15 protein-coding genes are annotated in these 17,541 nt (G+C 53.5%); all 15 read left to right on the top strand.

The window, feature by feature from the left end; all coding sequences use genetic code 11:
* Positions 1 to 281 precede the first annotated feature (281 nt).
* The 15 genes from serC to J3P97_RS18810 all read left to right on the top strand — a co-directional run bounded on the left by serC (position 282) and on the right by J3P97_RS18810 (position 17,521).
* Entirely contained in the window at positions 282 to 1,367 is a 1,086-nt protein-coding gene (gene serC, locus J3P97_RS18880; RefSeq protein ID WP_434601436.1) for a 3-phosphoserine/phosphohydroxythreonine transaminase, read from the top strand.
* Positions 1,367 to 2,461 carry a prephenate dehydratase gene (gene pheA, locus J3P97_RS18875; RefSeq protein WP_305499689.1) on the top strand — a complete coding sequence of 365 codons (1,095 nt, stop codon included), beginning with the start codon at positions 1,367 to 1,369 and terminating at the stop codon, positions 2,459 to 2,461. Before serC ends, pheA begins: the two co-directional genes overlap by 1 nt.
* Before the next feature lie 12 nt (positions 2,462 to 2,473).
* Positions 2,474 to 3,586: a histidinol-phosphate transaminase gene (gene hisC / locus J3P97_RS18870; protein WP_434629318.1), complete on the top strand. Its 1,113-nt coding sequence runs from the start codon at positions 2,474 to 2,476 to the stop codon at positions 3,584 to 3,586.
* A gap of 28 nt (positions 3,587 to 3,614) precedes the next feature.
* Positions 3,615 to 5,822, top strand: coding sequence for a bifunctional prephenate dehydrogenase/3-phosphoshikimate 1-carboxyvinyltransferase (locus tag J3P97_RS18865; RefSeq protein ID WP_305501208.1), 2,208 nt, complete (start codon positions 3,615 to 3,617; stop codon positions 5,820 to 5,822).
* Positions 5,819 to 6,508 carry a (d)CMP kinase gene (cmk, locus tag J3P97_RS18860; RefSeq protein ID WP_434572729.1) on the top strand — a complete coding sequence of 230 codons (690 nt, stop codon included), beginning with the start codon at positions 5,819 to 5,821 and terminating at the stop codon, positions 6,506 to 6,508. Before J3P97_RS18865 ends, cmk begins: the two co-directional genes overlap by 4 nt.
* A gap of 119 nt (positions 6,509 to 6,627) precedes the next feature.
* Positions 6,628 to 8,316, top strand: a complete 1,689-nt coding sequence (gene rpsA, locus J3P97_RS18855) for a 30S ribosomal protein S1 (RefSeq protein WP_186704721.1) — start codon at positions 6,628 to 6,630, stop codon at positions 8,314 to 8,316.
* 202 nt (positions 8,317 to 8,518) lie between these two features.
* On the top strand, positions 8,519 to 8,797 hold the full coding sequence (locus J3P97_RS18850; protein WP_434601434.1) for a hypothetical protein: 279 nt from the start codon (positions 8,519 to 8,521) through the stop codon (positions 8,795 to 8,797).
* Between the two features lie 145 nt (positions 8,798 to 8,942).
* A complete protein-coding gene (gene ihfB / locus J3P97_RS18845; RefSeq protein ID WP_434572733.1) occupies positions 8,943 to 9,230 on the top strand; it encodes an integration host factor subunit beta in 288 nt (95 codons plus the stop codon).
* Positions 9,231 to 9,257: 27 nt separating this feature from the next.
* The gene (locus J3P97_RS18840) at positions 9,258 to 9,491 is read left to right on the top strand and encodes a lipopolysaccharide assembly protein LapA domain-containing protein (RefSeq protein ID WP_434572735.1); all 234 of its coding nucleotides are present in this window, start codon (positions 9,258 to 9,260) and stop codon (positions 9,489 to 9,491) included.
* A 539-nt stretch (positions 9,492 to 10,030) separates the two neighbouring features.
* Positions 10,031 to 11,455 (top strand): sugar transporter, encoded by a 1,425-nt coding sequence (locus tag J3P97_RS18835; RefSeq protein WP_434672502.1) that lies wholly within the window; start codon positions 10,031 to 10,033, stop codon positions 11,453 to 11,455.
* Between the two features lie 290 nt (positions 11,456 to 11,745).
* Positions 11,746 to 12,948 carry a glycosyltransferase gene (locus J3P97_RS18830; RefSeq protein ID WP_434672501.1) on the top strand — a complete coding sequence of 401 codons (1,203 nt, stop codon included), beginning with the start codon at positions 11,746 to 11,748 and terminating at the stop codon, positions 12,946 to 12,948.
* A 2-nt stretch (positions 12,949 to 12,950) separates the two neighbouring features.
* Positions 12,951 to 13,985, top strand: coding sequence for a polysaccharide biosynthesis protein (locus tag J3P97_RS18825; protein WP_434574137.1), 1,035 nt, complete (start codon positions 12,951 to 12,953; stop codon positions 13,983 to 13,985).
* A 4-nt stretch (positions 13,986 to 13,989) separates the two neighbouring features.
* Positions 13,990 to 15,108 carry a UDP-2-acetamido-2,6-beta-L-arabino-hexul-4-ose reductase gene (wbjC, locus tag J3P97_RS18820; RefSeq protein WP_434672500.1) on the top strand — a complete coding sequence of 373 codons (1,119 nt, stop codon included), beginning with the start codon at positions 13,990 to 13,992 and terminating at the stop codon, positions 15,106 to 15,108.
* A 56-nt stretch (positions 15,109 to 15,164) separates the two neighbouring features.
* Entirely contained in the window at positions 15,165 to 16,295 is a 1,131-nt protein-coding gene (wecB, locus tag J3P97_RS18815) for a non-hydrolyzing UDP-N-acetylglucosamine 2-epimerase (RefSeq protein ID WP_434572739.1), read from the top strand.
* 5 nt (positions 16,296 to 16,300) lie between these two features.
* Complete coding sequence (locus J3P97_RS18810; RefSeq protein ID WP_434672499.1) at positions 16,301 to 17,521, top strand: glycosyltransferase family 4 protein; 1,221 nt, start codon at positions 16,301 to 16,303, stop codon at positions 17,519 to 17,521.
* Positions 17,522 to 17,541 lie beyond the last annotated feature (20 nt).

Genomic DNA, 17,541 nt, shown 5'->3' with positions numbered 1-17,541 from the left:
GAAGATTCGCCCCCTTGTTGTTTGTTCCGTTTGAAAATTTGCGACACTGCACATTCCCTATGGGACTGCCCCTCTCTTGAGGCTTGTTTGATTTATCGTGGCGAGGGAGCTTGCTCCCGCTTGAGTGCGAAGCGCTCACAACAAAGAGGGGCCGCTGCGCAGCCCAGCGGGAGCAAGCTCCCTCGCCACGAATTCATCCATGCCTTGAGTGAGCGGTAGCCCTGCGGGATCGGTGCAAATCAGAAGATTTAAGTGACCACCAGATCAGAGCGAGATTGGATGTGAGCAAGAGAGCCTATAACTTCTGTGCCGGCCCGGCGGCGCTTCCTGAAGCGGTCCTGAAGCGCGCCCAGGGCGAACTTCTCGATTGGCATGGCAAGGGCCTGTCCGTCATGGAAATGAGCCATCGCAGCGATGAGTTCGTGTCCATCGCGACCAAGGCCGAGCAGGATCTGCGCGATCTGCTGAACATCCCGTCCAACTACAAAGTGCTGTTCCTGCAGGGCGGCGCCAGCCAGCAGTTCGCGCAGATTCCGTTGAACCTGTTGCCGGAAAGTGGCAAGGCCGACTACATCGACACCGGTATCTGGTCGCAGAAAGCCATCGAAGAAGCGTCGCGCTACGGCCACGTCAACGTTGCCGCCACCGCCAAGCCTTACGACTATTTCGCGATCCCCGGCCAGAACGAGTGGAACCTGTCCAAGGACGCGGCCTATGTGCACTACGCGCCGAACGAAACCATCGGTGGCCTGGAATTCAACTGGATCCCGGAAACCGGTGACGTGCCGCTGGTGGCCGACATGTCCTCGGACATCCTCTCGCGTCCTGTGGATATCTCCCGTTTCGGCATGATTTACGCCGGCGCCCAGAAAAATATCGGCCCGAGCGGCATCCTGGTCGCGATCATCCGCGAAGACCTGCTCGGTCGCGCCCGTTCCCTGTGCCCGACCATGCTCAACTACAAGGTCGCGGCCGACAACGGCTCGATGTACAACACCCCGCCGACTTTGGCCTGGTACCTGTCGGGCCTGGTGTTCGAGTGGCTGAAAGAGCAGGGCGGTGTCGAAGCCATCGGCAAGCTCAACGAAGTGAAACAGCGCACGCTGTATGACTTCATCGACGCCAGCGGCCTCTACAGCAACCCGATCAACAAATCCGACCGCTCGTGGATGAACGTGCCGTTCCGCCTGGCGGACGACCGTCTCGACAAGCCGTTCCTGGCCGGCGCCGACGAGCGCGGCCTGCTGAACCTCAAGGGCCACCGCTCGGTCGGCGGCATGCGCGCCTCCATCTACAACGCTGTAGACATCAACGCCGTCAATGCGCTGGTCGCCTACATGACAGAGTTCGAGAAGGAACACGGCTGATGTCTGAGCAAGAACTCAAGGCGCTGCGCCTGCGCATCGACGCCCTGGACGAAAAAGTCCTGGAACTGATCAGCGAGCGTGCACGCTGCGCCCAGGAAGTCGCCCGGGTGAAGATGGCTTCCCTGGCGGAAGGCGAAGTGCCGGTGTTCTACCGGCCGGAGCGCGAAGCCCAGGTGCTCAAGCGCGTCATGGAGCGCAACAAGGGCCCGCTGGGCAACGAAGAGATGGCGCGGCTGTTTCGCGAAATCATGTCCTCGTGCCTGGCCCTCGAACAGCCGCTGAAGGTTGCGTACCTGGGGCCGGAAGGCACCTTCACCCAGGCTGCCGCCATGAAGCATTTCGGTCACGCGGTGATCAGCAAGCCGATGGCGGCCATCGACGAAGTCTTCCGCGAAGTGGCCGCCGGCGCGGTGAATTTCGGTGTGGTGCCAGTGGAAAACTCCACCGAAGGCGCGGTCAACCACACGCTGGACAGCTTCCTCGAACACGACATGGTGATCTGTGGCGAAGTCGAGCTGCGGATCCACCATCACCTGCTGGTGGGCGAGAGCACCAAGACCGACAGCATCAGCCGCATCTATTCCCACGCCCAGTCCCTGGCCCAGTGCCGCAAATGGCTGGACGCGCATTACCCGAATGTCGAGCGAGTGGCAGTGTCGAGCAACGCCGAGGCGGCCAAGCGGGTCAAGGGCGAGTGGAACTCGGCGGCCATCGCCGGGGATATGGCGGCAGGCCTCTACGGCTTGACGCGCCTGGCCGAGAAAATCGAGGACCGTCCGGACAACTCCACTCGGTTCCTGATGATCGGCAGCCAGGAAGTCCCACCGACCGGCGACGACAAGACCTCGATCATCGTTTCCATGAGCAACAAGCCGGGCGCGTTGCACGAATTGCTGGTGCCGTTCCACGACAATGGGATCGACCTGACGCGGATCGAGACCCGTCCGTCGCGCAGCGGTAAATGGACCTACGTGTTCTTCATCGATTTTGTCGGCCACCACCGCGATCCGCTGGTCAAAGGTGTGCTGGAGAAAATCAGTCAGGAAGCAGTGGCACTCAAGGTGCTGGGTTCCTACCCCAAGGCAGTTCTTTAAGGGCGGATAGCAATGAGTGGCAACTTCCTCGCACTGGCGCAGCCAGGCGTGCAACAACTTTCGCCTTACGTTCCAGGCAAGCCTGTGGACGAACTGGCTCGCGAGCTGGATCTGGATCCGGCCAGCATCGTCAAGTTGGCGAGCAACGAAAACCCGCTGGGCGCGAGCCCCAAGGCATTGGCGGCGATCCGCGATGAACTGGCCGAGCTGACCCGCTACCCCGACGGTAATGGCTTTGCCTTGAAAAGCCTGCTGGCCGAGCGCTGCGGCGTCGAGCTGAGCCAGGTGACCCTGGGTAACGGCTCTAACGACATTCTCGAATTGGTCGCTCGTGCCTATCTGGCGCCGGGCCTGAACGCTGTGTTCAGCGAGCATGCGTTTGCGGTCTATCCGATTGCCACCCAGGCCGTAGGTGCCGATGCCCATGTGGTTCCGGCCAAGGATTGGGGGCACGATCTGCCGGCCATGCTGGCCGCCATCGACGCCAATACCCGCGTGGTCTTCATCGCCAACCCGAACAATCCGACCGGCACCTGGTTCGATGCCCAGGCCCTGGACGACTTCCTGCAGGACGTGCCCGAGCACGTGCTGGTGGTGCTGGACGAGGCCTACATCGAGTACGCCGAGGGCAGCGACCTGCCCGACGGCCTGGATTTCCTCGCCGCGTATCCGAACCTGCTGGTGTCGCGCACGTTCTCCAAGGCCTATGGCCTGGCGTCGCTGCGGGTCGGTTACGGCCTCTCCACCGCAGTGGTGGCCGATGTGCTGAACCGCGTGCGCCAACCGTTCAACGTCAACAGCTTCGCCCTGGCCGCCGCCTGCGCCGCCTTGCAGGACGAGGCCTACCTGGCCGAGAGCCGCCGCTTGAACGAGGCCGGTATGCAGCAGTTGGAAGCCGGCTTCCGTGAGCTGGGGCTGAGCTGGATTCCTTCCAAGGGCAATTTCATTTGTGTCGACGTGGGCTGCGTCGCGGCGCCGGTGTTCCAGGGCTTGCTGCGCGAAGGCGTGATCGTCCGTCCGGTGGCCAATTACGGCATGCCGAATCACCTGCGGGTCACCGTCGGCCTGCCGGCGGAAAACAGCCGTTTCCTGGAGGCGCTGAGCAAGGTCCTGGCTCGTGGTTGATGTCACCTCGCTGCAACCTGCGACACCTATGATCGGTCGCCTGGTGGTGGTCGGCCTGGGGTTGATCGGCGGTTCGTTCGCCAAGGGCCTGCGTGAAAGCGGGCTGTGCCGGGAAGTCGTAGGGGTCGACCTCGATCCGCAATCACGCAGGCTCGCCGTCGAGCTGGGCGTGGTGGATCGCTGCGAGGATGACCTGCTGGTCGCCTGCCAAGGGGCTGACGTGATCCAGCTGGCGGTGCCGATCCTGGCCATGGAGAAACTGCTGGCCCGGTTGGCCGGCATGGACCTCGGGCAAGCGATTCTCACCGATGTCGGCAGCGCCAAGGGCAATGTCGTGCGGGCGGCGACCGAGGCGTTCGGCGGCATGCCGGCGCGCTTCGTGCCCGGTCATCCGATTGCCGGCTCCGAGCAGAGCGGGGTAGAGGCATCCAACGCCGAGCTGTTCCGTCGTCATAAGGTCATTTTGACGCCGCTGGACCAGACCGATCCCGCGGCATTGTCGGTGGTGGACCGTCTGTGGCGCGAGCTGGGGGCCGATGTCGAGCACATGCAGGTCGAGCGACACGACGAAGTATTGGCCGCTACCAGCCATTTGCCGCACTTGTTGGCGTTCGGTCTGGTGGATTCATTGGCCAAACGCAATGAAAATCTTGAGATCTTCCGTTACGCTGCCGGCGGTTTCCGCGATTTCACGAGAATCGCGGGTAGCGACCCGGTCATGTGGCACGACATCTTCCTCGCCAACCGCGAAGCTGTCCTGCGCACACTCGATACATTTCGCAGCGACCTCGACGCCTTGCGCGACGCGGTCGATGCAGGGGACGGGCACCAATTGCTGGGCGTTTTCACGCGCGCCAGGGTGGCCCGCGAGCATTTCAGTAAAATCCTGGCCCGTCGGGCCTATGTGGACGCTATGAACTCCAACGATCTGATTTTCCTGGCACAACCTGGTGGCTCCCTGAGTGGGCGGATTCGTGTACCGGGCGATAAATCGATTTCCCACCGCTCGATCATGCTCGGCTCCCTGGCTGAGGGCGTGACCGAGGTGGAAGGTTTCCTCGAGGGCGAAGACGCCCTGGCAACGCTGCAAGCGTTCCGCGACATGGGTGTGGTCATCGAGGGGCCACACCACGGCCGCGTAACCATCCATGGTGTTGGCCTGCACGGTCTGAAGCCCGCTCCGGGCCCGATCTACCTGGGCAACTCCGGCACGTCGATGCGCCTGTTGTCCGGCCTGCTGGCCGCCCAGGACTTCGACAGTACCCTGACCGGTGATGCCTCGCTGTCCAAGCGTCCGATGAACCGCGTCGCCAACCCGCTGCGGGAAATGGGTGCGGTGATCGAGACCGCGGCTGACGGTCGCCCGCCGATGACCATTCGCGGCGGCAACAAGCTCAAGGGCCTGACCTACACCATGCCGATGGCCAGCGCCCAGGTGAAGTCCTGCCTGCTGCTGGCCGGTCTGTATGCCGAAGGCAAGACCACCGTCACCGAGCCGGCGCCGACCCGCGACCACACCGAGCGCATGTTGCGTGGTTTCGGTTATCCGGTCAGCGTTGACGGCGCTACCGCGTCTGTCGAATCGGGCAGCAAGCTGACCGCGACCCACATCGAAGTGCCGGGCGATATTTCCTCGTCGGCGTTCTTCCTCGTGGCCGCGTCGATCGCCGAAGGCTCCGACCTGGTACTCGAACACGTCGGGATCAACCCGACCCGTACCGGCGTGATCGACATCCTGCGCCTGATGGGCGCCGACATCACTCTGGAAAACCAGCGTGAAGTGGGCGGCGAGCCCGTTGCAGACTTACACGTAAGAGCGGCTAAACTCAAAGGCATCGAGATTCCCGAGGCGCTGGTTCCCCTGGCGATCGACGAGTTCCCGGTGCTGTTCGTGGCGGCGGCGTGCGCAGAAGGCCGCACAGTGCTGACCGGCGCCGAAGAGCTGCGGGTCAAGGAGTCGGATCGCATTCAGGTGATGGCCGACGGCCTGCTGGCCCTTGGCGTCAAATGCGAACCGACACCGGACGGCATCATCATTGATGGTGGCCAGATTGGCGGTGGCGAAGTCCATGGTCACGGTGATCACCGCATCGCCATGGCCTTCAGTGTTGCGTCCCTGCGCGCCAGCGCGCCGATCCGCATCCATGACTGCGCAAACGTCGCCACGTCTTTCCCGAACTTCCTGGCGTTGTGCGCGCAGGTCGGTATTCGAGTAGCACAAGAGGCACAGTCGTGAACATCAAGGCACCGGTCATCACCATCGATGGCCCAAGCGGCTCGGGCAAGGGCACCATCGCCGGCATGCTGGCCAAGCAACTGGGCTGGAATCTGCTCGATTCCGGCGCCCTCTATCGCTTGCTGGCCTTCGCCGCCAAGAACCATGGCGTCGACCTGACCAACGAGGAACTGCTCAAGGCCCTGGCCGCCCATCTGGACGTGCAGTTCATCGCCGCCACCGATGGCCAGTTGCAGCGCATCATCCTGGAAGGTGACGAAGTCAGCGACGTCATCCGTACCGAAAGCGTTGGCGCCGGGGCCTCCCAGGTCGCCGCGCTGCCGGCGGTGCGCGAAGCGCTGCTGCAGCGTCAACGGGCGTTCCAGGAGCCGCCGGGACTGGTGGCCGATGGCCGCGACATGGGCACGGTGGTATTTCCGGATGCGCCGCTGAAGATATTCCTCACCGCCAGCGCGGAGGAGCGGGCTCGCCGCCGATATTTGCAGTTGAAGGGCAAAGGCGAGGATGTTAGTCTGTCGAGTCTGCTAGATGAGATCCGTGCACGCGACGAGCGTGATACCCAGCGCGCAGTAGCCCCGCTAAAGCCGGCGGCCGATGCGATTCAGCTGGATTCCACGGAGTTGTCCATTGATCAGGTGTTGCAACGCATCATGAGCGAGATCGCGCTTCGCGATATCGCCGGGTGACAGGAAGCTCCGCAGGGGACCAGTCATAGTCCTGCGGCGCTTCTTTTATATGAAACTAACCCACATCGTCTGGGGTGTGGAGATGGGCGTTTACTTCGCCCTAATCAACAGGAATTAAAATGAGCGAAAGCTTTGCGGAACTCTTTGAAGAAAGCTTGAAAACCCTGAACCTTCAGGCAGGCTCCATCATCACCGGCGTTATCGTTGATATCGATTACCAGGCTCGCTGGGTAACCGTTCACGCTGGTCTGAAGTCTGAAGCGCTGATCCCGCTTGAGCAGTTCTACAACGACGCTGGCGAACTGAACATCAACGTCGGTGACGAAGTTCACGTTGCGCTGGACTCGGTTGAAGATGGCTTTGGTGAAACCAAGCTGTCCCGTGAAAAAGCCAAGCGTGCTGAATGCTGGATCGTTCTGGAAGCGGCCTTCGCAGCTGAGGAAGTGGTCAAGGGCGTTATCAACGGTAAGGTTAAAGGCGGCTTCACTGTCGACGTTAACGGCATCCGTGCGTTCCTGCCAGGTTCCCTGGTTGACGTCCGTCCAGTGCGCGACACCACGCACCTGGAAGGCAAAGAGCTGGAATTCAAGGTCATCAAGCTGGACCAGAAGCGCAACAACGTTGTCGTTTCCCGTCGCAGTGTCCTGGAAGCCGAGAACTCCGCCGAGCGTGAAGCTCTGCTGGAATCGCTGCAGGAAGGCCAGCAGGTCAAGGGTATCGTCAAGAACCTCACCGATTACGGCGCATTTGTCGATCTGGGTGGCGTCGATGGCCTGCTGCACATCACCGACATGGCCTGGAAGCGTATCAAGCATCCTTCGGAAATCGTCAACGTTGGCGACGAGATCGATGTCAAGGTTCTGAAGTACGATCGCGAGCGCAATCGTGTTTCCCTGGGCCTCAAGCAACTGGGTGAAGATCCATGGGTCGCTATCAAAGCCCGTTACCCAGAAGGCACTCGTGTTACCGCTCGTGTTACCAACCTCACCGACTACGGCTGCTTCGCTGAGCTGGAAGAAGGCGTTGAAGGCCTGGTACACGTTTCCGAAATGGACTGGACCAACAAGAACATCCACCCTTCGAAAGTCGTACAAGTCGGCGACGAAGTGGAAGTCATGGTTCTGGACATCGACGAAGAGCGTCGTCGTATCTCCCTCGGCATCAAGCAGTGCAAGTCCAACCCATGGGAAGACTTCTCTGGCCAGTTCAACAAGGGCGATAAAATCTCCGGCACCATCAAGTCGATCACCGATTTCGGTATCTTCATTGGTCTGGACGGCGGCATCGACGGCCTGGTTCACCTGTCCGACATCTCCTGGAACGAAGTGGGCGAAGAAGCCGTACGCCGCTTCAAGAAGGGCGACGAGCTGGACACCGTTATCCTGTCGGTTGACCCAGAGCGCGAGCGCATCTCCCTGGGTATCAAGCAACTGGAAAGCGATCCGTTCTCCGAGTACGTTCAAGAGAACGACAAAGGCGCAATCGTTAAGGGCATCGTGAAAGAAGTTGACGCCAAAGGCGCCATCATCACCCTGGCCGACGATATCGAAGCGACTCTGAAAGCCTCCGAAATCAGCCGTGACCGCGTTGAAGACGCGCGCAACGTCCTGAAAGAAGGCGAAGAAGTAGAAGCCAAGATCATCAGCGTTGACCGCAAGAGCCGCGTAATCCAGCTCTCCATCAAGTCGAAAGACGATGCTGAAGAGAAAGAAGCAATCCAGAGCCTGCGCGAGAAGCCAGCTACTGATGCTCCTGGTCCTACCACTCTGGGCGACCTGCTGCGTGCACAGATGGAAAAACAGAACTGAGTTCTGTCAGACCATAGAAAAAGGGCGACTTCGGTCGCCCTTTTTTGTGCCTGCGATTTCTCCACAGCTAAGCGTCATGGGTGGCTCAACGCTATGATCTTTCGAGGCATAGCGAAACCAACCGACCCGTCACGCTGTCTCTTTTATGAAGTAAATCAAATATATCCTGGGAAGTGCTCTGTCGACCTGTCTAAGGATCTGAATGAACAAGCTCTTATTGGTCGCGATGGCTTTGATACTGGCGGGTTGTGCTACCAGCGCCAAGACCCACGCAGTGCGCGGTGTCAGCGGCATCGAGATCGATTGCTCTGGGTTGGGCTCCGGATGGGAGAAGTGCCAGAAGCGGGCCGCCAAGGAGTGCAAGGGCGCGGGTTACAAGGTGATAACCCGGTCTGACGACGCAAAAGACCAAGATCAATACCCCTTTGGCTTCAACCCGGCAGGTTATGTGACCCGTACCATGTTGGTCATGTGTCGCTGATTTACAGATTCTCTTTGCTCTGCACGAAAAAAGGGCGCCTACGACGTACAGAAGATATGTCAATAGCCGGGCTGTTCAAATTCTTCCGGGCATGCTAAAACCTTCGAAGCGATTTTCCTAGCTGCTTGAAAAAGAAGGGAAAAACATGACGAAGTCGGAGTTGATCGAACGAATTGTCACCCATCAAGGGTTGCTCTCGTCCAAGGATGTGGAGCTGGCCATCAAGACCATGCTTGAACAGATGTCCCAATGCCTCGCGACCGGGGACCGGATTGAGATTCGCGGGTTTGGCAGCTTTTCCTTGCATTACCGCGCGCCGCGAGTGGGGCGCAACCCCAAGACCGGGCAGTCGGTTAGCCTGGATGGGAAGTTTGTTCCGCATTTCAAGCCGGGGAAGGAGCTTAGGGATCGGGTGAATGAGGAGGAGGACTGAAAAGTTTGATATGGATCAGGAGTCAGTATGCGTAGCCTTATAAATGCAGCAGTTGTGGTGTTTTTTCTGGTATTGGTCTTGATCATTGCTACGTTTGTACTAGAAAACCTACAAGGCATAACCTTGAGCTTCTTGGGCTTTTCTCTTCTGCACCTGCCATTGTCTGTTGTAGTGATTTCTGCTTTCTTGATTGGAATGTTGTTGGGGCCATTGTGTACATTTCTTTATGGGCGTATCGAAAGGAAGCGGCGTCGAGTGTAGATTCAGGTGAGTACCATTCGATCCGCGTATTTCCTGATCGAGAAAACATGGGAGCGAAGTTAATCACTGTGGATGGCGCTTTGATATCAAGCATGGAGATAAAATCGTCAACCGTGCATCTATAGCCACTTATGAAGCGTCACTACCAGGATCTGGCAGATACGTCCACGTTTGTTGCAATATTCCCTAGACTTCGCCCGAAATCTCCATTCTGGTGCCTTTCACCTACTCCAGTCTCTGGCACGTAGGTCCGATATCTGGGCATCAAGTACGCGTGTTCGGCGGTGAATGCGCTAAAATCCTGTTACGATTGCGCGCCCAAGAATCTGCGATTCTTGCATGCGCAGCAGTACGTGTCCTAGGTTCTCACATTTTAGGTCTACTGTTCCGGCAACTTGGCGCTAATAGAGCGTCTTGCCTGGAACTCGCAAACATGCGATCCTCTGCGCGGGAAAATTATCGGAATGATTTGCGCATCATTAGTGTAGGTTTCTCTATTTATATAAGTTGGCGCAAAAGCTAGGCGGAATCCAGATATTATGAATGTGTTCCTTAAAAAGTTACTACTTTATATTCCGGTGAAAATGGTACCAGCTGTTGCGGGTGTTTTCTTTGTTGTTTTTCTTTATAAATTTTTCCCTGAGGGTCAATACGTAAGCTACTCCGTTAGCATCTTTTGCGCACTAACGGCGGCTCAGTTATGCTCCGGCTGGGTTGGGAATTCATTTATTTATCATTATTCTGGTGTGGAGGACAAGGCGAGATTTCTGGTGAACTGTTTGGGTGTGGTTCTGGTGATCGCTCCAATTGCTTCCCTGCTGGCGGCAACGACTGCAGTTGCTGTTATCGACGAGAGCAGTTTATTCATATATGTCTGGACGTTGTGCTTTAGTCAGATTGTATTTTTCTTCCTGTCTTCGGTGTGCCAAGGAATCTATCTGGTTAAACAACAATTGATCGCAGTGCTTCTGCAAGCGTTTCTACAAATTGGATGGATAATTATTTTTTTTCAGTTTTGGAAAATTGATTTTAGGTATGCATTACTAGCGTCGGCAGTGGGGTACGCCGCCGCTGCTTCGTTTATGTTGTTTTCCACGCTACGTCTTCTCACCCCTTCTGGACCATTTTGGAATACTTATCTATTCAGGGGTGACTTGCATCGTATATATACCTATGGCGCGGCCCTGTCGCCGTGGATGTTAGGTATGTTGGTCATGGCTGGATCTGATCGGCTTTTGATTGGCTTATATGAAATTGAGCACGGCGATTCATACTTGTCACTTAAAGATCTGTTTATTGGTGGTGCTGGTTTATTAAGCATGCCATTGCTAATGATGGTTCATCCCTTTGTTATTAATAAGTTCAGGGCGGGTACATTTGCGATTGGGATAATAGAAAGTTCGTCCAGTTTTCTGGTTGTGGCATTTTCGTTGCTCTGGTCGGTTATCTATTTCGTTGGTTTGGATTTTTTTGAAAGGATAACTGGCAAGGGAATAGGGGCACCTCACGCTGTTATTTTTTTTGCATTTGTTGGCGTTTATATTAGTAGTGCAGCTGTGTATTTCCAGAAACGACTTGAAGTGCACAGGAAAATGAGATTGCTGGCGTATCTTTCATTGATCTGTGCAGCAATGTCGTTCTTTTTTGCTTGGGTTGGTGGAGTGATATGGGGGCTCTATGGCATATCTCTAGGGGTTCTTCTGGCTCAGGTCTTGTATTTAATAGCAGTCGTCGGAAGTATGTCAAAGCGGCTAAATTTTTATAAAAGTTTTGCGCTGCCTGCTATGGTCTCAATTTTTGCGTATTCTGCAGGCTACCTCCTCAATGTGATTGTTCAGTTTATAGAAACAGACATTTGGTGGATGAGGTCGATCTTATGGTTGACTGGTTTCACGATGGTTTCCCTGGTTTCATTTTGGAAGGGGGTCAAATGGAGAGAATTTTTAAACGCCACCACGTTGTGAATAGAACTCAAGCTGCTTCGGCTGCGGCGTTGTAAGGCGAGCGGTAAATATTAGGACGATTCTCTTTATTTAAGACGGCAGAGTGTGTGAAATGTCTTCGGAGGGACTGAGTAAATGGTTGTGCTCGAATACGTCAGGGCTTGGTCGACGGTTATTTCCGTAGAGTCGATGATGGTTAAAGCGAGAGTCCATGGCTCCTTGCTCACTGTCAATCGTGACTTCAGTAGGCATAGGCTCTGGTCATGTCGGGTTATTATGTATGTTCTCCGTCTAGGTTCCGAGAGGCCAAAATGAATAGAAAAATCGTCTTGTTGGGGTTCTATGTTGGAGATGAGTACTTTGACAAATATTCGAAAGGTGACCCGTATCCTCAAGTAGCCGCCTATAAGCTTGAGGGTCGGTTTCTGGATGCGCTTCACGTTGATGGTAATGTTGTTACTACAATTGCAAGTATTGCTGTGACAACATACCCACGTAACAAAAGGATTTGCTTCCCAGCGGCAAAAGTGGAAGGCGCTTGGGGGGGCGGGGTTGTTATACCGCTAGTGAATTTTCCATTGATTAAAATGCTCAGTCGCTTGTTTGGATCAATTGTCAACTTGTTTCGCCTGCGGAAAGCCAATGTCGATTGGGTGTGCGTCTATGCAGCCCATACGCCTAATCTGGTGGCTGCCTACATAGGCGCAAAGTTATTGGGTGTGCCATATTTTGTGTATATTCCTGATCTTCCAGTCTTCATGGATATGGGGGTGGCTAGAGGGAAGATAACCAGGTTACTGAAAAAAATAGATTCTTGGCTTATTGATATATTTGTATCCGGCGGCGCCGGTGTTTTCGTGGCCAGTAAATATATGGTTACGGACAGTGCCAAATGGTCCGGCAAGCCATTCTTGGTATTGGAAGGTATTGCCAACTCGGTAGCGATGCCCTCCGTTGCGGTGGAAGCGGACGTACCAAAAGAATTTATTTTTTACGCAGGCGGATTAAGTAAAGCCTACGGCATAGTAGAGTTGGTCGAGGGCTTCATCAAGGCTAATACTAAATTTGAGCTTTGGTTGTGTGGTCGCGGTGAGTTGGAGTTGTATCTTTCGGAAGTGTCAGAGCGCCATCCGTCGATAAAATATCTGGGCTTCCTTAGCCCTCGAGAGGTCGAGCGTGTCCAGGCTACTGCGGCAGGTTTGATTATGAATCGGAACCCGCATGAGCGTTATACTCGTTATTCGTTTCCGTCCAAATTACTCGAATACATGGTAAGCGGAATACCCATACTGACCACGCGGCTCGACGGGATTCCCGAGGAATATTTTGAGCACCTGAATGTCATAGACGATCCGTCTTCAGAGGGGATTAGCTCTGCATTGGTGGCTTTTGGTGCAATGGATCGGCAGATTTTGTCCAAAAAAGCGGCCTGTGCTAGAATTTGGGTCTTGGAAAATAAGACCAGCTCCGCTGTCGGACGAAAAATAGTAAATTTTATGGAGATGCATAATTGACCATTTTTAATGGAAAAACACTATTAATAACCGGTGGCACTGGGTCATTCGGTAATGCCGTACTCAAGCGTTTTTTGGATACCGATATTGCAGAGATTCGGATTTTTAGCAGGGATGAAAAAAAACAAGATGATATGCGTAAATCCTATGCAAGTTCAAAACTAAAATTTTATATTGGTGATGTGCGCGATTATCAAAGCGTCATAAATGCGACTCGCGGAATAGACTACATATTTCATGCGGCTGCGTTAAAGCAAGTTCCATCGTGCGAGTTTCATCCGATGGAGGCGGTGAAAACCAACGTAATCGGAACCGAAAACGTACTCGAGGCTGCCATACTGAATGGCGTCAAGCGGGTTGTGTGTCTTAGTACGGACAAGGCTGTTTATCCAATCAATGCCATGGGTATTTCCAAGGCGATGATGGAAAAAGTAATGGTCGCCAAGTCGCGCAGTGCCGACGATAACAAGACAGTTATTTGCGGTACCCGGTATGGCAATGTAATGGCTTCGCGCGGATCAGTTATTCCTTTATTTATTCAACAGATTCGGGATGGTAAACCACTGACGCTTACCGATCCGAATATGACGCGTTTTATGATGACGCTTGCTGATGCGGTTGATCTTGTATTATACGCATTCGAGCATGGAAATAACGGTGATCTATTTGTCCAGAAGGCGCCCGCTGCTACGGTGGAAATCCTTGCTAGGGCGCTGACACAACTGCTCGATCTTCCCGATCATCCTATTCAAGTTATCGGTACCCGCCATGGTGAGAAACTCTATGAGGCATTGTTGAGCCGTGAGGAAATGGCTTGTGCAGAGGATCGCGGTGACTATTTTAGAGTGCCACCCGACTTGCGTGATCTAAATTATTCGAAATTTGTCGAAGAGGGTGAAGAGAAAATTTCACACGCCGAGGATTACAATTCTCATAACACGGTAAGATTGGACGTAGAGGGAATGAAGCGGCTCCTATTGAAGCTTGATTTCATGCGTGCGATCCAGCGTGGTGAGCACGCTACACCCGAGGAGTGATAGCGTGAAAGTTCTGATCACTGGATCTAAAGGATTTGTAGCCAAAAATCTCATTGCGCATCTGAGTGAGCGTAATGACATTGAAATCGTGTATTTTACTCGTGAGAATAATGTCGCTCAACTTCCTGGTCTGCTAGCGGATGTTGATTTTGTATTTCACTTGGCTGGCGTAAACCGACCGCAGGACCCTGAGGAGTTTCAAACAGGTAATGCCGATCTCACTCGGATTATCTGTGAAGCTATTGGCGCGACGGGGCGTACCATCCCAGTACTTTATACATCCTCCAGTCAAGCAGAACTAGATAACGCTTACGGCGCAAGCAAACGTAATGCCGAGCTGGCTCTGATTGGGCTGGCTAACAGGCACGGAATAAAGGTCTGTATTTTTCGGTTGCCAAATGTCTTCGGCAAATGGGCGCGTCCGAATTACAATTCTGCTGTTGCGACATTCTGCCATAATATTGTCAATGGATTGCCGATTCAGATTAACGATCCAAATGCAATCGTGAATCTTGTTTATATAGATGATGTGGTTAAGCACTTTACTGAGGCTATGGACGGGAAGTTATCGGCCGCTCCTTTTGCTACGGTTGAACCTCAATATGCTATAAGTGTGGGGGCGCTGGCAAAGCAATTGGAGGCGTTTCGTGATAGTCGTAATAACCTTATTACTGAGCCGGTGGGGACGGGGCTGGTCCGTGCTCTTTATTCTACCTATGTCAGCTACCTGACGCCAAACCGTTTTACTTACGAGGTTCCGAAATACGGAGATCATCGAGGTGTGTTTGTTGAAATGCTTAAAACGGCGGACAGTGGACAGTTTTCATATTTCACAGCTCATCCTGGGATTACCCGTGGTGGGCATTACCACCATTCCAAAACTGAAAAATTCCTGGTGATTAAGGGTAAGGCTTGTTTTCGCTTTCGTCACATCGTGTCCAATGAATATTACGAGTTATTTACAACTGGCAATAAGCCTGAGATCGTAGAAACTGTACCTGGTTGGACTCATGATATTACCAACGTAGGGGAAGATGAAATGATCGTCATGCTCTGGGCTAACGAGATTTTCAATCGTGAGCTGCCAGATACCTATGTACGACCCATTGCCGAAGATGCTTAGGAAATGGTTCGGCTGTGGTTATAAAATTATTCTGATTATAAAGTGTGGCGCAAAAGATGAATAAACTTAAAGTCGTGACTGTAGTGGGAACCCGCCCGGAAATTATCCGTCTATCGCGCGTGATGGCTGCGCTGGATCAGTACTGTGATCATATTTTGGTCCATACAGGGCAGAATTACGATTACGAGCTAAATGAGATTTTCTTCCAGGATTTGGGGATCCGGAAACCGGATCACTTCCTGAATGCGGCGGGTTCCACTGGCGCTGAAACCATCGGCAACGTAATTATTGGCGTAGATCGTGTGTTGGCGGAGATCGAGCCCGAGGCGTTATTGGTGTTGGGCGATACAAATAGTTGTATGGCAGTCATTCCCGCCAAGCGTCGGAAGATACCGACGTTCCATATGGAGGCCGGAAATCGCTGTTTTGATATGCGCGTGCCAGAAGAAATCAATCGTCGTATTGTTGATCACACTGCAGATATCAACCTGACCTATAGCACGATCGCACGCGACTACCTGTTACGTGAAGGTCTTTCGCCGGATATGGTAATCAAAACCGGTAGCCCGATGTTTGAAGTGCTGAATTACTACCGCGAGGGCATCGAAGCGTCGGATGTTCTTACTCGTCTAGGTTTGGCGAAAGGTAAGTTTTTTGTTGTTAGTGCCCACCGAGAGGAGAACATTGATTCCGATAAGAATTTTGGAAAATTGGTCGATTCCCTCAACAAGGTGGCCGAGCAATATGGCTATCCTGTCATCGTATCGACTCACCCGCGCACACAAAAGCGCGTGGATGCGATGGGTGTGAAGTTTCATGCAAACATTCGTTTGCTTAAGCCTTTGGGATTCAAGGATTACAACAAACTTCAGCTGGATTCGAAAGCTGTTTTGTCGGATAGCGGCACGATCAACGAAGAATCCTCCATTCTCAATTTTCCCGCGTTGAATATTCGCGAAGCGCATGAGCGTCCCGAAGGTATGGAGGAGGCGGCTGTGATGATGGTGGGGCTCGAGGCCGAGCGCATAATTCAAGGTTTGCAGGTGCTGGATGGACAAGCTCGTGGTAATGAGCGCACGTTACGGCTGGTTGCGGACTACGCGATGCCTAACGTAGCTGAGAAGGTGGTTCGAATCATTCACAGTTATCGCGATTATGTCATGCGTACCGTCTGGAGAAGGTATTAAAACGAATGGCTATTCGTGTTTTACTGTTGACTCAATGGTTTGATCCTGAACCGACGTTCAAGGGCTTGGTCTTCGCTCGGGAGTTGGTTGCGCAAGGTTTCGAAGTAGAGGTTGTTACCGGGTTTCCTAACTATCCAGGCGGCAAGGTCTACCCGGGATACAAGATAAAGGCAGTGCAACGCGAGGTCATTGATGGCGTAAACATTACCCGGCTGCCTCTTTATCCGAGTCATGGACAAAGCGGCATTGGCCGTATATTGAACTATATTAGTTTTGCAGCTAGCGTTTTATTCTATGGGCTTTTTTTTGCAAAAAAACCAAGTGTTATCTATGCCTATCATCCACCGTTAACCGTGGGTGTTGCGGCGGCGCTCGTTCGTTTTTTTCGTGGCGTTCCGGTTGTATATGATATACAGGATATGTGGCCCGATACCCTTAGAGCCACTGGGATGTTTTCCAACGGAAAACTATTGAATATCGTGTCTCGTGCGTGTGACTGGGTTTACCGGCACGTAGATCAAATCGTGGTTCTTTCACCGGGATTCAAGCGTCTTTTGATTGAGCGGGGAGTGCCTGAGTCTAAAATAGATATTATATACAACTGGTGCGCAGAGGATATGGTGGAAGTTTCATCCGTCATTCGTCCGAATAACTTTCCGAGCGCTTCAAAATTTTGTGTTCTTTTTGCCGGAAATATGGGTAAGGCACAGTCACTAGACACTGTTATCTCTGCAGCGCAATTACTGCAAAAAATTAGTTATGAATTCGAATTTATATTCTTGGGCGGTGGGGTGGAAGCTTCGAGGCTTGAGGCTGTAAAGAATGGCAGTGGCTTGGATAATGTATATTTTATTCCGGCTGTTCCGATGCGTGAAGTAGGTGTTTATCTTGCCAGCGCTGACGCATTGCTTGTGCACTTGAAGAAAGACCCCTTATTTACGATCACTATTCCCTCGAAGACTCAAGCCTACATGGCGGCAGGTAAACCGATAATAATGGCTGTAGATGGCGATGCCGCTGATCTTGTGCGCGACGCTAATTGTGGCGTTATTAGCGAGTCAGATAATCCTCAAGCCTTGGCTGATGCTATTATTACGCTGATGAGTTTTTCAACTGAGGAGCGTAACAAGATGGCAGAGAGAGGGAAAGATTTTTATCAAAAAAAGTTGTCCTTGCGTGTCGGTGTCGGACGTTTTGGTGAACATTTCAGCCGTCTTTCGAAATGATTACCAATGCTGCGTTCCTT

Origin of the sequence: Pseudomonas sp. R1-15 (assembly GCF_051132085.1) — a bacterium.
Lineage (GTDB): Bacteria > Pseudomonadota > Gammaproteobacteria > Pseudomonadales > Pseudomonadaceae > Aquipseudomonas.
The sequence above is the reverse complement of the archived record's forward strand: the minus strand, read 5'-3'. Positions and strand labels throughout refer to the sequence as shown.

What these genes read in the sequence shown, in the direction of transcription:
- J3P97_RS18830 (WP_434672501.1), top strand. Translation starts at nt 11,746, where the DNA reads ATGAATAGAAAAATCGTCTTGTTGGGGTTCTATGTTGGAGATGAGTAC.
- pheA (WP_305499689.1), top strand. Translation starts at nt 1,367, where the DNA reads ATGTCTGAGCAAGAACTCAAGGCGCTGCGCCTGCGCATCGACGCCCTG.
- hisC (WP_434629318.1), top strand. Translation starts at nt 2,474, where the DNA reads ATGAGTGGCAACTTCCTCGCACTGGCGCAGCCAGGCGTGCAACAACTT.
- J3P97_RS18835 (WP_434672502.1), top strand. Translation starts at nt 10,031, where the DNA reads ATGAATGTGTTCCTTAAAAAGTTACTACTTTATATTCCGGTGAAAATG.
- rpsA (WP_186704721.1), top strand. Translation starts at nt 6,628, where the DNA reads ATGAGCGAAAGCTTTGCGGAACTCTTTGAAGAAAGCTTGAAAACCCTG.
- J3P97_RS18865 (WP_305501208.1), top strand. Translation starts at nt 3,615, where the DNA reads ATGATCGGTCGCCTGGTGGTGGTCGGCCTGGGGTTGATCGGCGGTTCG.
- J3P97_RS18840 (WP_434572735.1), top strand. Translation starts at nt 9,258, where the DNA reads ATGCGTAGCCTTATAAATGCAGCAGTTGTGGTGTTTTTTCTGGTATTG.
- J3P97_RS18850 (WP_434601434.1), top strand. Translation starts at nt 8,519, where the DNA reads ATGAACAAGCTCTTATTGGTCGCGATGGCTTTGATACTGGCGGGTTGT.
- wecB (WP_434572739.1), top strand. Translation starts at nt 15,165, where the DNA reads ATGAATAAACTTAAAGTCGTGACTGTAGTGGGAACCCGCCCGGAAATT.
- J3P97_RS18810 (WP_434672499.1), top strand. Translation starts at nt 16,301, where the DNA reads ATGGCTATTCGTGTTTTACTGTTGACTCAATGGTTTGATCCTGAACCG.
- ihfB (WP_434572733.1), top strand. Translation starts at nt 8,943, where the DNA reads ATGACGAAGTCGGAGTTGATCGAACGAATTGTCACCCATCAAGGGTTG.